At 62.8% G+C, this 13,034-nt stretch carries 16 protein-coding genes; 5 read left to right on the top strand and 11 right to left on the bottom strand.

Features of this window, described 5'->3' with window-relative positions:
- Positions 1–254: 254 nt before the first annotated feature.
- From rpsN to rpmB, 3 genes are read right to left on the bottom strand one after another with little or no spacing between them, the layout of a single operon-like run.
- The gene (gene rpsN / locus AC1DD7_RS14665) at positions 255–560 is read right to left on the bottom strand and encodes a 30S ribosomal protein S14 (protein WP_216927432.1); all 306 of its coding nucleotides are present in this window, start codon (positions 558–560) and stop codon (positions 255–257) included.
- A 4-nt stretch (positions 561–564) separates the two neighbouring features.
- Positions 565–732 (bottom strand): 50S ribosomal protein L33, encoded by a 168-nt coding sequence (gene rpmG, locus AC1DD7_RS14660; RefSeq protein ID WP_003798558.1) that lies wholly within the window; start codon positions 730–732, stop codon positions 565–567.
- Complete coding sequence (gene rpmB / locus AC1DD7_RS14655) at positions 732–968, bottom strand: 50S ribosomal protein L28 (RefSeq protein WP_011776361.1); 237 nt, start codon at positions 966–968, stop codon at positions 732–734. The genes rpmG and rpmB overlap by 1 nt, the downstream gene beginning before the upstream one ends.
- 396 nt (positions 969–1,364) lie before the next feature.
- Here rpmB and AC1DD7_RS14650 point away from each other — a divergent pair, with 396 nt between their 5' ends.
- Genes AC1DD7_RS14650 through AC1DD7_RS14640 form a run of 3 tightly spaced genes read left to right on the top strand, consistent with a single transcriptional unit; the run spans position 1,365 to position 4,097 of the window.
- Positions 1,365–2,825 carry a ferredoxin reductase family protein gene (locus tag AC1DD7_RS14650; RefSeq protein ID WP_477515556.1) on the top strand — a complete coding sequence of 487 codons (1,461 nt, stop codon included), beginning with the start codon at positions 1,365–1,367 and terminating at the stop codon, positions 2,823–2,825.
- A complete protein-coding gene (locus AC1DD7_RS14645) occupies positions 2,822–3,292 on the top strand; it encodes an FMN-binding protein (protein WP_477515555.1) in 471 nt (156 codons plus the stop codon). The genes AC1DD7_RS14650 and AC1DD7_RS14645 overlap by 4 nt, the downstream gene beginning before the upstream one ends.
- Entirely contained in the window at positions 3,276–4,097 is an 822-nt protein-coding gene (locus tag AC1DD7_RS14640; RefSeq protein WP_477515554.1) for an FAD:protein FMN transferase, read from the top strand. The genes AC1DD7_RS14645 and AC1DD7_RS14640 overlap by 17 nt, the downstream gene beginning before the upstream one ends.
- A gap of 25 nt (positions 4,098–4,122) precedes the next feature.
- Here AC1DD7_RS14640 and AC1DD7_RS14635 read toward each other — a convergent pair whose 3' ends face one another.
- Both AC1DD7_RS14635 and AC1DD7_RS14630 read right to left on the bottom strand, forming a co-directional pair.
- Entirely contained in the window at positions 4,123–4,887 is a 765-nt protein-coding gene (locus tag AC1DD7_RS14635) for an SGNH/GDSL hydrolase family protein (protein WP_477515553.1), read from the bottom strand.
- Positions 4,888–4,936: 49 nt separating this feature from the next.
- Complete coding sequence (locus AC1DD7_RS14630) at positions 4,937–5,416, bottom strand: MarR family winged helix-turn-helix transcriptional regulator (RefSeq protein ID WP_216927438.1); 480 nt, start codon at positions 5,414–5,416, stop codon at positions 4,937–4,939.
- A 68-nt stretch (positions 5,417–5,484) separates the two neighbouring features.
- On the opposite strand from AC1DD7_RS14630, the gene AC1DD7_RS14625 reads away from it, so the two are divergent.
- Positions 5,485–5,772 (top strand): YciI family protein, encoded by a 288-nt coding sequence (locus AC1DD7_RS14625; RefSeq protein WP_477515552.1) that lies wholly within the window; start codon positions 5,485–5,487, stop codon positions 5,770–5,772.
- 16 nt (positions 5,773–5,788) lie between these two features.
- On the opposite strand, the gene AC1DD7_RS14620 is transcribed toward AC1DD7_RS14625, so the two are convergent.
- The 6 genes from AC1DD7_RS14620 to AC1DD7_RS14595 form a co-directional block, all read right to left on the bottom strand.
- Positions 5,789–6,625: an SGNH/GDSL hydrolase family protein gene (locus AC1DD7_RS14620; protein ID WP_477515551.1), complete on the bottom strand. Its 837-nt coding sequence runs from the start codon at positions 6,623–6,625 to the stop codon at positions 5,789–5,791.
- A 266-nt stretch (positions 6,626–6,891) separates the two neighbouring features.
- Positions 6,892–7,947, bottom strand: a complete 1,056-nt coding sequence (locus AC1DD7_RS14615) for a siderophore-interacting protein (protein ID WP_477515550.1) — start codon at positions 7,945–7,947, stop codon at positions 6,892–6,894.
- Positions 7,944–8,768, bottom strand: a complete 825-nt coding sequence (locus AC1DD7_RS14610; protein WP_477515549.1) for an ABC transporter ATP-binding protein — start codon at positions 8,766–8,768, stop codon at positions 7,944–7,946. The genes AC1DD7_RS14615 and AC1DD7_RS14610 overlap by 4 nt, the downstream gene beginning before the upstream one ends.
- A 1-nt stretch (position 8,769) precedes the next feature.
- A complete protein-coding gene (locus AC1DD7_RS14605; RefSeq protein WP_477515563.1) occupies positions 8,770–9,753 on the bottom strand; it encodes a FecCD family ABC transporter permease in 984 nt (327 codons plus the stop codon).
- 149 nt (positions 9,754–9,902) lie between these two features.
- Positions 9,903–11,030 (bottom strand): FecCD family ABC transporter permease, encoded by a 1,128-nt coding sequence (locus AC1DD7_RS14600; RefSeq protein WP_477515548.1) that lies wholly within the window; start codon positions 11,028–11,030, stop codon positions 9,903–9,905.
- Positions 11,031–11,035: 5 nt separating this feature from the next.
- Positions 11,036–12,118 (bottom strand): iron-siderophore ABC transporter substrate-binding protein, encoded by a 1,083-nt coding sequence (locus AC1DD7_RS14595; protein WP_477515547.1) that lies wholly within the window; start codon positions 12,116–12,118, stop codon positions 11,036–11,038.
- A 384-nt stretch (positions 12,119–12,502) separates the two neighbouring features.
- Here AC1DD7_RS14595 and AC1DD7_RS14590 point away from each other — a divergent pair, with 384 nt between their 5' ends.
- The gene (locus tag AC1DD7_RS14590) at positions 12,503–13,006 is read left to right on the top strand and encodes an FBP domain-containing protein (RefSeq protein ID WP_477515546.1); all 504 of its coding nucleotides are present in this window, start codon (positions 12,503–12,505) and stop codon (positions 13,004–13,006) included.
- Positions 13,007–13,034 lie beyond the last annotated feature (28 nt).

Raw genomic sequence — 13,034 nt, 5'->3', positions numbered from 1 at the left:
ATGTGAGAGAAGAACGGTCCAAACACATCCGGATGTGAGAGAAGGATGCTCGAAAACACCGACGATGTGAGAGAACAACCGGGGGCGGGGTCATCCGGCAGCGCGCGTCCAAGCGAGGCACGAGCGAGCGCGCAGAGGATGACCCCCGCCCCGCGGGACGGCACCACTCCACCCCCCGGGTCCAGGACAAGCACGCTTAAACGCAGAAAAGGCCGGCAACCATAACGGTTGCCGGCCCTTTCAGAGCTTCGTGATTACCAGGAAGACTTGGTGATACCCGGGAGCTCACCGCGGTGAGCCATGTCGCGGAAGCGAACACGGGAGATACCGAACTTCTGGAAGGTGCCGCGGGGACGGCCGTCGATCTGGTCGCGGTTACGCAGACGGATCGGGGAGGCGTTGCGGGGCAGCTTCTGCAGGCCGAGGCGTGCAGCTTCGCGTGCTTCGTCAGTCGCGTTGGGGTCAACCAGGGTCTTCTTCAGTTCGAGACGCTTGGCAGCGTAACGCTCAACAATGACCTTGCGCTGCTCGTTGCGAGCAATCTTGGACTTCTTTGCCATGTGTTTAGCGCTCCTCTCGGAATTCGACGTGCTGGCGGATCTTGGGGTCGTACTTCTTCAAGACCAGACGGTCAGGATCGTTACGACGGTTCTTGCGCGTTACGTAGGTGTAACCCGTGCCCGCAGTGGACTTCAGCTTGATGATCGGACGTACGTCCTTGTCCTTTGCCATTAGAGCTTTACTCCTCGTGCCAGGATGTCGGCGACGACAGAGTCGATGCCGCGTACGTCGATTGTCTTGATGCCACGGGCTGACAGGGTCAGCGTGACGTTACGGCGCAGGGACGGAACCCAGTAGCGCTTCTTCTGAATGTTCGGGTCGAACCGACGCTTGTTGCGGCGGTGCGAGTGCGAAATGCTGTGTCCAAAGCCCGGCTCGGCCCCGGTCACTTGGCAGTGTGCTGCCATGACTCTCCTCCAAAGATTGAATGTAACGGTGTGCAGATGTTCCTGCGTTACCGTGCGACAGGCAGCGTTCGCGTCCGATCCATACCATTTCGGTAGTTTCCGCATCAAGTACGGCGAAGAAGGTTGGGCCCCAGAACCGGACAGTGATAAACACTGGAACAGATCCTGGGATACCGGGCGAATACAGGAATGCACGCAACTTGAGCCCCTAACTACCGGCCATCGGGATGTCAGTCAGACTGACCTCACCGCCAACCGGAGCAATTGCACACGATCCGCACTACCTAGCGCCTAACTATTCTACGGGCCAGGCCAAATTAAGACCAATCAGGAATCATAAGCCCTCACAAGCCCCTTTCACAGCAGAACGAAAGGATGCTTGGCGAGTCTTGGATCATGACATCGCTCCTTTCACGTGTTTCCGGTGCTGAACAGTCCTCGGCGCCGGGCCCACTGACGCCACCAGCCGCCGTCGAACCCTTTCGGGTGCAAGCCCGACGGCGGCTGGCCCGGGCCGACCTTCTGGGTTTCCTCGCGTGGGTGTCCCCGGTGGTCGCGGTCGCCTTGTGGCTCGCAGACGGCGGCGCAGGCGGGTTCTCCTCCTTTGCCGGAAGCGCGACAGGCCTGGGAATCGTGGCCGGTTTGGTCGGCATGGACGTGGTCCTCCTCATGCTGCTTCTCGCGGCCCGGATCCCGCTGATCGACAACACAATCGGGCATGACCGTGCTCTTGGGATCCACAAAACACTGGGCAAGCCGGCGCTTTACCTGCTGCTGGCACATGGGATCTTCATCGCCGTTGGGTATGGCGCCGCGGAAGGGCTTGACCCAGTCAGCGAAGCCGTGTCCCTGTGGGTCAACGTGCCGGATATGTGGCTCGCGTTCGTCGCGATGGCGCTGTTCATCGCCGTGGTGGTGACCTCGCTGGTGGGTATCCGTCGCAAGTTTCCTTACGAATTCTGGTACCTGATCCATCTCCTGACGTACGCAGCAGTGGCAACGGCCATTCCCCACCAGTTCAGTGTTGGCGGACTCTTTGCCGAAGGAACCTGGCAGCGCTGGTATTGGCTGGCAATCTGCATCGGAACGGGCGCGGCGCTCCTGTTCTTCAGGATTTACCAGCCACTCGCGGCGACAGCCCGGCATCAACTCACGGTCAGCCGCATAGTGCGCGTGGCACCGGACGTGTTCACCATCGAAATGACCGGACTGCACCTCGAATCGCTGGCAGGCAGCGGCGGGAGATTCTTCATCTGGAGGTTCCTGGCTCCCGGGTTCTGGTGGCAGCCGCACCCCTTCAGCCTGTCCGCGGAGCCATTTCCGGCCACGGGCACTACGGCGGCCAAACTCCGTATCACCGTCCGAAACCTGGGCGACGGATCGGCCCGGCTGGCCCGCCTCAGGCCCGGCACCAGGGTCGCCCTTGAGGGACCCTATGGGATGTTCAGCACCGCCGCCCGGTCCCGCAACAGAGTGGTGATGATCGGCGCCGGCATTGGCATCACGCCTCTGCGGTCGCTGCTGGAATCCACCCCATTTGAGCCCGGCAATGCAACGGTCTTGCTGCGCGGACACGACGAATCAGAGCTCTTCCTAGGTCAGGAGATCATGGCCCTTTGCCGAGCCCGCGGCGCAACGCTCTTCCACCTGACCGGCCCACGCTCCGCAAGCCCCAACGAATGGCTGCCGGAATCAGCCGTCCAAGCCCGTTTCACGCTCCGCTCCTATGTGTCGGACGTGGCCAACGCCGACGTCTACGTCTGCGGTCCTGCTGGCTGGGCCGACAAAGTGGTCCAGGACGCACAGGCCGCCGGGGTACCCACAGAACAACTGCACTACGAAAGGTTCGACTGGTGAGAATCCGGGCAGCAATGGCAACGGCCTTGGCGTCCGCGGGCATACTCCTCGCAGGCTGGCAATCAGGCGCTCACGTTGCCGAAACAGGCACCTCCACCACAACAAGCCTCAGCAGCAGCATGTCGGCCGGCGGTTCGGCTGCGAACGGTAGCACCGGCACCGGGGGCGGCAGCAGCGCGGAAAGCACGACGGCGGCAACGTACGACGGCGCGTCAGTCGGGACCCGCTTCGGCACAGTCCAGGTGCAGGTGACCATCCAGGACGGCAAGATCACCGAGGTCACACCCCTGCAGCTCACCGATGCCGAACGAAAGTCGGCCCAGATCAGCAGCCGGGCAGCACCGGTCTTGCGATCCGAGGTCCTGCACGCCCAGTCAGCCAATGTACAAACTGTCAGTGGCGCGACCGTCACCAGTGAGGCCTATCTCACCTCCCTTCAGGCGGCCCTCGATGCAGCCAACTTTTAACGGCGAACAGCTCCGTGCGCGTACCTTCCGCAGCATGGGCACTGTGGTGAGCCTGACCGTGGCGAGCGGCATGTCCGCCCAAACCGCCGTCGATGAGCTGCAGTCCGCCGTCGACGTCGTAGGAGAGATATTTACGCAGCTCGACCTGACGTTCAGCCTTTACCGCGAAGGATCTGAGGCAAGCCGGCTGGCCCGGGGCGAACTGACGTTGGCGTATGCCTCGGGGTTGATGCAGGAACTCTATGCAGCGGCCTCGGAATGGCGCGTGGACACCGAAGGGGCGTTCACGGCTGAGCGATCGGACGGCGCGTTGGATCTTTCCGGAATCGTCAAAGCCCACGCCATGCGCGAAGCTGCGCTGTCCTTGGGTGCGCTCGGCCTGCGCAATTGGTGCCTCAACGCTGGTGGGGATGTGCTGGTCAGCGGATCACCCGGGCCAACGGACTCTGGCTTTGAAGATCCCAATCCGTGGCGGGCCGGGATCGTTGATCCCTTCGATCGCCAGAAGCTGCTCAGTACATACCGCCTCAGCGATTCAGCGGAACACGGAATGGCGGCCCTTGCAACGTCAGGCTCGGCTGAAAGGGGAGAACACATTTGGACCATCGGTGCGGGACGGTCGGAGTTCCTTCAGGTTTCCGTCGCGGCGCAGGACATCGTTACGGCCGACGTCCTGGCAACGGCAATCGTCGCCGGCGGAACACAAACCTTGGATCATGCCATGGAGAAATGGGGCGTCGACGTGCTCGCGGTTGGCAGGGCCGGAACGCTGCTCGCCACTCCGGGTTTCCGTAATGCGGCCTGAGCCCGGGCCTTCTAGACCAGGCCATTTAGACCGGGCGGATCAGCGCTGGATACTTCGGGCTAAGCCCATCGCCCGAGGAAGTACCCCGCACACGGCGCACCACCCACGGGCCGGCGAATTCCCGGACCCATCGCGCATTTGCCCGGATGGCCTCGGAACGGTTGAGCGTGGGAAGCGGAGCGAGTTCGGGGACTTCAAGCACATGCTCATGCTCGAGGACGTCCAGCACGCGCTTGGCCATGTTAACGTGACCCGCCGTCGACATGTGCATTCGGTCCTGCGCCCACATCCGGACGTCGTAGTACTCATCGAACCGCCAGTAATCCACCAGCAGGGCACCATGGTTCTCGGCGATTTCGCGGAGCAGTTCGTTGTAGATCGCGGTCCGACCACGCATCGTGCTGAAAACCTTCGAACCGCGGGCGTCAAAGCCCGTGAAGAGCACAACAGTGGCACCCGTCCCGCTTAACTTGGCGATGCCGGCGTCGTAATCCTCCAAAAGCGAATCGATATCGATCTTGGGCCGCAGGATGTCGTTGGCACCCGCGTACATCGTTACCAAAGTGGGCTTCAGTGCGACTGCCGCGTCCACTTGTTCTGCCATGATTTGGCGGAGCTTCCTGCCGCGGATTGCGAGGTTGGCATAGCCGAAGTCCTCGTTGCTGTGGGCCAGCTGCCGGGCAACGACGTCAGCCCATCCCCTGACGCCGTTGGGGCGGGTTGGGTCGTCGTCGCCAACGCCCTCAGTGAAGGAATCCCCCAAGGCAACATAACGGGCAGAAAAATCCATGCCGTCAGTCTGCCATTAGCCGACCGCTACCTACAAAGCGTGGGTAGGGCTACGATTCGCGCAGGATCCAGTGGTTATTGTCCAGCCGGGAGACGATCTTCTCGCCGATGCGCGCGAGGTCCGCGACGTCGTCGGGCGAGAGTGAATCGAGCATCAGCGCCCGCACGGACTCAACGTGACCGGGAGCGAGGGCCACAATGGTGGACATACCGGCTTCGGTCAGGTGGGCGACGGTGACGCGCGCGTCGCCGGGGTGTGCCTGGCGTTCCACCCAGCCGCGCTTCTGGAGTTTGGTGACCACGTGCGACAGGCGCGACAGCGACGCACTGGTCCGGGCGGCGAGCTCGCTCATGGGCAGGTACCGTCCCTCGGTTTCCGAGAGCATCGCCAGCACGTTGTAGTCGAACAGCGACAATTTTCCAGCAGACTGAAGCTGCGTATCCAACGCCGAGGGGAGCAACGTATTGATGCTCAAGAGGGCCAACCAGGCACGGCGTTCGTCGGCATTAAGCCAGCGGGGTTCAGTCATGGATCCATCTTAGGAGAATTAGCCGGTTGGCCCGGCCTTGCTGCAGCCGCAAACGGTAGGCTGGCGGAATGTTCGTTGTCGCCTTGACCTACAAAGTTCCCGCTGAGATCGCCGATTTCCACCGGCCAGCCCACATGGCCTGGCTTAAGGACGCGTTCGACGCCGGCGTGTTCCTTGCGTCGGGACGTCGCGTCCCAGCCACGGGCGGCGTGCTGCTGTCCAAGGCAGACCGGGCAACGCTGGATGACTCACTGGCCAAAGACCCGTTCTTCAGCAACGGCGTGGCCGAGTTCGAGATCATCGAATTCACCGCGACCACTGTGGCCGAGGGCTACGAGAACCTGCTGGAGAACTGAGGCTTGGCGGGTAGCCTCACTGCGTAGCCTGCTGGTTTTCTGCCAGCTTCTTCAGTCCGCCCTTCCGCGGGACTTTCACCGGCTGGGGCCAACGGGGATTCAGGGAGTCCCCCAGCGTGATGCCGCGGAGTTTACGTCCAAAGAGGGGCAGCACCCAGTCGTTCACCCAGCGCCGCTGCCTGCGCTCCCATTCGCGCATGGTCATTCTTTGGGGTGGGTCCCATTGCTTCGGAGAAATCTTGTGCGGGACGTTTAGATGGTCCAGGACTTGGGCGGCGAGATATTTGTGGCCGGCCTTGGACATGTGAAGCCGGTCAGGGGCCCACATCCGTGAGTCCTTGTAGGCGTCGAAGCACCAGTAATCCACCAGGATCGCCCCATACTTTGCGGCGACATCACGGACCTTTTGGTTGTACAGGGTGTTGCGTTTCTTGAACGGTTCCAGGACGGCTGAGACCTTCACGTCAAAGCCGGTAAAGAGGACCACCGTTGCCCCAGTGGCGGCAAGCCGGGCGACCAGCAGCTCGTAGTCGTTGAGGAGCGCATCCATGTCCGTGCCAAAGTCCAGGATGTCATTGCCGCCCGCATAAAGCGTGATGAGTGTTGGTTCCATGGCCAGGGCGGGCTCAAGCTGTTCATCGATGATGTGCCGGAGCCTCTTACTACGCACTGCGAGATTCGCGTACTCCCATCCAGGCTGCGCTTTGGCCAATTTCTCGGCGACCCTGTCTGCCCATCCGCGAACCCCATTGGGCAGGACCTTGCTCGGGTCCCCCACGCCCTCGGTGAAGGAATCCCCAAGGGCGACGTACCGCCGTCGTCCGCCGTGCCCAGCCGCGTCACCATCCCGCATCCAGACAACGCTACCCACCCCCGGTTACACCCCAACCAACCCAAAGTGAACAGGACGAACAGGAAGTGAAAGAACATCCCCCAAAAACCCGCGGGAAGTGAAAGAACATCCCCAAAAAACCGGCGGGAAGTGAGAGAACATCGGAAGGGTGAGGAGCGCATCGAGGCCGCTTGGCGGGGATCCGGCAGCGTGCGTCAAAGCGACGAAGGAGCAGCACGCCGAGGATGCCCGCCAAGCGGCCGGACCCAGCCACGACTCCCGAAGGCTTAGCCCTCTGCCTTACCTCGTCGCCAGTACCCCATGAACGCCACTTGCTTCCGATCAATTCCTACGTCCCGCACCAAGTACCGTCGCATTTCCTTGATCACAAATGCTTCCCCGGCGATCCAGGCGTAGAACGGCAGCGCACCGGCAGGCGAAGTGGGGTTCTTGGTGGCTTCGATGGCTGCGGCGTCCATGCGTTGCGGGGTTTCCCAGAGGATGTCCTGGTCTACGTTGACATCTTCGGGCTCGGGTCCGGCAGCGGAGTCCGTGCCTTTGAGGCCTACCCAACCGGGGACGGGAACAGCCTTGCTGACGGCTTCTTTGAGGAGTTCGCCGTGGGGGCGGGAGCGTCCAATCGCTGCGCCACGGGCAAGCCAGGTGATTTCGATGTCGGCAGCTGTGCTGATGTCCTGGAAGTCGCCTGCCTCGGGTACTTCGAGGAAAGCGTGGCCGGTCATGTCCGCGGGCAGGCTCTCAAGGATGGCGCTGATTGCCGGCACTGCTGTCTCGTCTCCGGCGAGCAGGACCCTCTGGGCCAGGCCGGGACGCCATTCGATGCCGCCGTAGGCGCCGGCCGTGGTGCACTGGGCTGCACGGTTGTTGGGGCCAATGATGGTCAGGGCGTCACCCGGCTTCGCAGCCAGCGCCCAGTTGGCTGCGGGTCCGCCGTGGCCTGCGTCGTCGAAGTGCATGACAAAGTCGATGTCGATTTCGGGGTACACGGCGTCGAGTCGCTCAGCCCTGACCGTGTACGTGCGCATGTCACCGCGGATGGACGGGTCCATGGCCAGCCATTCCTGGTACCACCCGGCTTCTTCCATCTTGAATTCGGGCAGGGGGATCTGCTGTCCGTCCGCGTCGAATGAAGGAATCATCAATTTCACGCGCAAGTCCAAGGTGTCCCCTGCAACGCCGAAGCCGCGCAGCGAGTACCCTCCGAACGTGATCCGGCGGAAATTCGGGCTCAGGTCCTGCACGGCCGAGACGGTGACGTCGAAGGCCAGGGTCATGGGTTCCACTGCGGCGCTCGCCTGGGTCCGGGTTGGTTGTGCACTCATGAGGCGATCTCCAGTTCGTTGGTTGAAACGGGCTGTGCGTGGTGGCGTCCGATGGGGACAATGAGCGGTGTTCCTGAGATGGGGTCGGGAACCACCCTGGATTCCAGGCCAAAGACGTCGTAGACCAGTTGCTCGGTCACTACAACGGGTGCGGGTCCTTCGGCCACAATGCATCCGCCCTTCATGGCGATGACGTGGTCGGCGTAGCGCGCGGCGAGGTTGAGGTCGTGGAGCACGATCGCCACGGTGGTGCCCCGGCTGCGGTTGAGGTCCGTAACGAGGTCCAACACTTCAACCTGGTGCGCAAGGTCCAGGTACGTGGTTGGCTCGTCAAGCAGCAGCACGTCGGTTTCCTGCGCAAGGGCCATGGCAATCCAGACGCGCTGGCGCTGTCCGCCGGACAGTTCGTCGACGCTTCGCTCTGCGAGTTCCAGCGTTGCGGTAGCTTGGAGCGCCCGCTGCACCGCGGCGTCGTCGGAATCGCTCCAACTTCGGAAGAACCCCTGATGCGGATACCGGCCCCGTCCCACGAGGTCGCGCACGCAGATACCGTCCGGAGCGGTGGGGTGCTGCGGGAGCAGGCCCAAGGTCCGGGCGAGCTCCCGGGCGGGTCGGGAGTGGATGTCCTTGCCGTCGAGGGTCACGGCACCACCGGCGGGCTTGAGCAACCGTGACAGTCCTCGAAGCAGGGTGGACTTACCGCAGGCATTTGCGCCCACGATCATGGTGACTTTGCCCTCGGGGATTTCGGTGGTGAGACCCTCAACCACCTTGCGCTGCTCGTATTGAAGTGTCAGGTCCTTGGCATTAAGGATGGCCATGTCAGGCTTCCTTTCGATTCGAGGTGACCAGGAGCCACAGCAGGAAGGGTGCACCGAGGGCGCCCGTTATGACGCCGACCGGGAGGACGGTTCCGTCGAGGATGACGGGGGCGATGTTGGAGGCGAAGAAGTCAGCGGCCAGCACGATCAGCGCACCGGTAAAGGCCGACGCCGGAAGGCTGGGTTTGCGGACGATGCGGCGTGCAATTGGTCCGGCCAGGAAAGCGACGAACGCAACGGGACCGGCAGCGGCCGTTGCGACGGCGGCAAGCCCGACGGCGGTCAACACCAGTCCCAGCCGGGTGGCGTTGACCCTGATGCCAAGGCCGGCGGCTGCATCGTCCCCAAGTTCGAGGATGCGCAGCGGGCCGGCCAGGATGATGACAGCCGGAACCAGGACCAGCAAGGAAGCCGTGAGTATCCCGGCGCGCTCCCAAGTGGCAGAATTCAGCGAACCGTTAAGCCAGACGAGGACGTCAGCCGCGGTACGGATGTCTGCACGGGTCATGAGGAAGTTGACCACCGCGTGCAGTGCCGCGGCGATGCCCACACCGGCAAGGATGAGTCGGTTGCCGGCAGCGTTGCCGCGGCTGCCTCCGCCTGCCCCGGACCCGGTGCCACGCGAAATGGCGTAGATAATGGCCGCAACACCCAGCGCGCCGCCAAGGGCTGCCCAAGAGACGACCGCTCCGGAAGCACCAAAGATCACAATCGCCGTCACGGCCGCCGCACTGGCGCCGTAGCTGATGCCGATAATGTCCGGGCTCGCCAGGGGATTCCGCAGCATGGTCTGGAAAAGCGCGCCGGCCAAGCCAAAAGCCACGCCGATCAGTGTTCCGACGGTAGCGCGCGGCAGTTTGTGCTCCATGACGATGAAGCTGGCGCCGGGGATCTTCTCACCGCCCGTGAGGTGGTTGATGACGATTGTGAAGAAATCGGGAATGGTGACGGTGTAGCTGCCCAGCAGTACGTAAACCGCGAACATGACCACGAGGGCCAAGCCCAGGAAGACGGTAGGGCTCAGGAGAAGCGTGGGGCCCAGGCGGCGCCGAAGTGTCAGTTCATGCCCACGTTTGCGGGAATCATGAGTGTTAAGCTCGGCGCGGGATTTCAGGGAAGTCGATTTGGCGGTGGTCACAGCCCGGCCCCCTTTCCGCGGCGGATGAGCCAGACGAAGACCGGCGCACCCACGAGCGCGGTCATGATGCCGGCGGGAACCTCGCCGGGAAGCAAGACCACGCGGCCGATCACATCGGCGATGATCAGCAGGATGGGCGCCGAGATCATGGAGAACGGGAGGACCCAGCGGTAGTCCGGACCAGTAAGCGAGCGAACAGCGTGCGGAATCACCAGGCCGAGGAAGCCAATGGGTCCAGCCAGCGCCGTAGCGGATCCGCACAGCAGGACGATCCCCAGGCCGATGACTCCGCGGGACAGGGCAACATTCTGACCGAGTCCACGGGCGATGTCGTCACCCAACGCGAGGCTGTTCAAGATGCGTCCACTGGCCATGACGATCACGGCGCCGACGGTCAGGAAGGGAAGTGCGGGCAGTAGGACGGACCAGTCCCGTCCGCCAATGCTTCCCACCTGCCAGAACCGGAATCGGTCCAGGGTGTCCTGGCTTGAGACCAGGATGACATTCATCAGCGAGAACAGGCCGGCACTCAGCGCCGCGCCCGCGAGGGCGAGCTTGACCGGCGTCGCACCGTCACGGCCCCTGGATGCGATGGCGTAAACCACGACGGCGGCCGATGCGGCGCCGATGAAGGCGAACCAAATGTAGCCGGTCAGCGAACCGACACCGAAAACATAGATGCCCACGACAACTGCAAGGGCCGCACCCGCGTTGAGTCCCAGAATGCCGGGATCAGCCAAGGGGTTGCGGGCCACTCCCTGCATTGCCGCTCCGGCCAAGCCCAGGGCGGCGCCTGCCAGGAGACCCAATACTGTTCGGGGAATCCGTGCGATGACCACTGCGTGGTCGCCGCTTTCTGGATTGAAGTTGGTGGTAGCTTCCCAAACGGTGGACAGGGGAAGTCCGCGCGCGCCGATTGCCAGGGATGCTGCGCACGCAGCGACGAGTACGACGACGGCGACCACCAGCCAGGCACTCCGCCCGCCTGTGACCGTGCTGGTGCCGTTGGGACGGGTTCCCCCATCGGCCGCGTTGCTCCGAGGGGCGTTATCTCGCTGGTTACCCGGCACAGATGTGCCGCCAACCTGCCCCACGGAAGCCGCCGTCGTCGTACTCAATTTCATTGCAGTTACTTGCCTGCCGCGTCGGCTGCCTTGTCCGCTGCGCTGCCCAGCTGCGGCAGGAACGTGTCCAGGGCCCACGGCAGGCTCAGCGGCGAGGAGGCGGAGATGGACAGCGTAAGGGTCTGATCGGCGTCGGCAACGAGTGCGCCGGACTTGACGGCGGGTATCTGGCCCAGCAGGGGGTCGGCCTTGATGGCGTCGGCCGTGGCGGCTTCGGGCACCCATGTCACGAAGACATCGGACTCGAGCTCGTTGGCTTTCTCCGCAGACCACGGGATGAAGAAGTCCTTGTTGGTCTTCGTGTTCTGCTCCACTACCGGAGCGAGCTTCATGCCGATTTCGGAGAGGAAGCGCGGGCGGTTGTCGATGGCCGTGTAGACGTTCACACCGTCACCCTTGGCCGGCTCAAGGTTGCCGTAGATAAAGGTCTTGTCCTTGATCTGCGGGTACTTGGAAACCTTGTCCTTGACGGTGGCTTCAGTGTCCTCGATCAGCTTCTTGGCTTCGGCTTCCTTGCCGAGGGCCTTGCCGATGATGGTGGTGCTTTCCTGCCAGGGCGTACCGTAGGCGAGCTCCGGGTAGGCAACGACGGGAGCGATTTCAGAGAGCTTCTTGTAATCGGCTTCTTCCAGGCCGGAGTAGGCGCCGAGGATGACGTCCGGGTTCAGCTTGGCGATCTCAGTGAAGTTGATGCCGTCCGCCTCGGAGAACTGCACGGGAGCCTTGTCCGAACCGAAGCCCGCGCCAAGCTTCTCCAGCGCGGCATCCTTCCACGGCGTAGAGCCCTTGTCGTTGTTGCCCCACTCGTTCTTGGGAACGCCAACCGGGACAACGCCCAGAGCTATTGCGACGTCGTCATTGACCCACGAGATGGTGACTACGCGCTTGGGCTGTTCCTTGATGGTGGTCTCACCGAAAGCGTGCTTGATGGTCACGGGGAAAGCAGCGGTTTCTGCCTGCTCCGTTGCCGGAGTGGAGGTGGCGGGCCCGGTGGAGCAGCCGGTGAGGGAAAGGGCGACGGCGGCCAAAGCGGCTGTCGCGGTGCCTGCGGTCTTCAGCAGGGCGCGGCGTGGAAGAAGGGAAGCCACGGGACTCCTTAGGTAAGGGATGCGAACCTAAGTAAGGCTAGCCTAGCCTTTGCATAATTACGAAACGTTTGCATCACGTAATCCCCAAGCTGAGTCATTGCTAAGATATCGGCAGCGGACTACCGCTTCCAAGGAGAACGACGAGGAGATGAGCGTGCGCACGGTTTCAGTTGCTGCAGCCATGGTTGGCGAGGTGGCCATTTTGGCCTGCTTGGCACTCCCCCACTCGTCGGCATCACTCTAGGTACACGCACTCCAGATACAACAGGCATCCCTTTTTGGGTCTCTTTGCCGTGCCTCGCTTTCACCGATGACCGACGCCCCTTTCCAGCTATCGCGCTGCTGTTCAGCGCGCCGTCGATCAACTCCGAAAGAAGCTGTGCCGTGCAGAAAATCACTGCCCAACAAATCCGTTCATCATTCATCAATGCCAGCCGCTCCGAAGCCGCCAAGCTGAACCTTCCCCGGGACTTTGAAACCACCGACTGGGAGAACCTTGAGTTCCTCGGCTGGCGCGACGAAAAAATGCCCCAGCGCGGGTACCTGGTGGTGCCTCACCGGGGCAAGCTCACCGGAATCATGCTTCGCGCTCCTGAAGGTGGCTCCGGAAAGAAGCGCGTGGTCCTCTGTGAATTGTGCCGCGACGTCTTCTCCAAAGACGACGTCTATCTGTGGGTCGCCAAGAAGGCCGGACAGTCAGGCAAGGACGGCAACACCGTGGGAACCCTGATCTGTGCCGAGTTCGGCTGCAGCGCCAATGTGCGCAAGGAACCGCCCGCCAATGAGATCAACCCGGACCCGGCCGTCGTCGTGCTTCGGCAAATCGCCGGGCTCGCGGAGCGGACGGCCCAGTTCCTGGACCGCGTCCGCGGGACCTCCTCCCGCTAATGGCAACGCGGGGTCACTTATGGCCCAT

It is taken from the genome of Paenarthrobacter sp. 10L412, from assembly GCF_056395565.1.
The sequence above is the reverse complement of the archived record's forward strand: the minus strand, read 5'-3'. Positions and strand labels throughout refer to the sequence as shown.

What these genes read in the sequence shown, in the direction of transcription:
- rpmB (WP_011776361.1), bottom strand. Translation starts at nt 968, where the DNA reads ATGGCAGCACACTGCCAAGTGACCGGGGCCGAGCCGGGCTTTGGACAC.
- AC1DD7_RS14650 (WP_477515556.1), top strand. Translation starts at nt 1,365, where the DNA reads ATGACATCGCTCCTTTCACGTGTTTCCGGTGCTGAACAGTCCTCGGCG.
- AC1DD7_RS14635 (WP_477515553.1), bottom strand. Translation starts at nt 4,887, where the DNA reads ATGGATTTTTCTGCCCGTTATGTTGCCTTGGGGGATTCCTTCACTGAG.
- AC1DD7_RS14600 (WP_477515548.1), bottom strand. Translation starts at nt 11,030, where the DNA reads ATGAAATTGAGTACGACGACGGCGGCTTCCGTGGGGCAGGTTGGCGGC.
- AC1DD7_RS14615 (WP_477515550.1), bottom strand. Translation starts at nt 7,947, where the DNA reads ATGAGTGCACAACCAACCCGGACCCAGGCGAGCGCCGCAGTGGAACCC.
- rpsN (WP_216927432.1), bottom strand. Translation starts at nt 560, where the DNA reads ATGGCAAAGAAGTCCAAGATTGCTCGCAACGAGCAGCGCAAGGTCATT.
- AC1DD7_RS14610 (WP_477515549.1), bottom strand. Translation starts at nt 8,768, where the DNA reads ATGGCCATCCTTAATGCCAAGGACCTGACACTTCAATACGAGCAGCGC.
- rpmG (WP_003798558.1), bottom strand. Translation starts at nt 732, where the DNA reads ATGGCAAAGGACAAGGACGTACGTCCGATCATCAAGCTGAAGTCCACT.
- AC1DD7_RS14630 (WP_216927438.1), bottom strand. Translation starts at nt 5,416, where the DNA reads ATGACTGAACCCCGCTGGCTTAATGCCGACGAACGCCGTGCCTGGTTG.
- AC1DD7_RS14640 (WP_477515554.1), top strand. Translation starts at nt 3,276, where the DNA reads ATGCAGCCAACTTTTAACGGCGAACAGCTCCGTGCGCGTACCTTCCGC.
- AC1DD7_RS14625 (WP_477515552.1), top strand. Translation starts at nt 5,485, where the DNA reads ATGTTCGTTGTCGCCTTGACCTACAAAGTTCCCGCTGAGATCGCCGAT.
- AC1DD7_RS14605 (WP_477515563.1), bottom strand. Translation starts at nt 9,753, where the DNA reads ATGTTCGCGGTTTACGTACTGCTGGGCAGCTACACCGTCACCATTCCC.
- AC1DD7_RS14620 (WP_477515551.1), bottom strand. Translation starts at nt 6,625, where the DNA reads ATGCGGGATGGTGACGCGGCTGGGCACGGCGGACGACGGCGGTACGTC.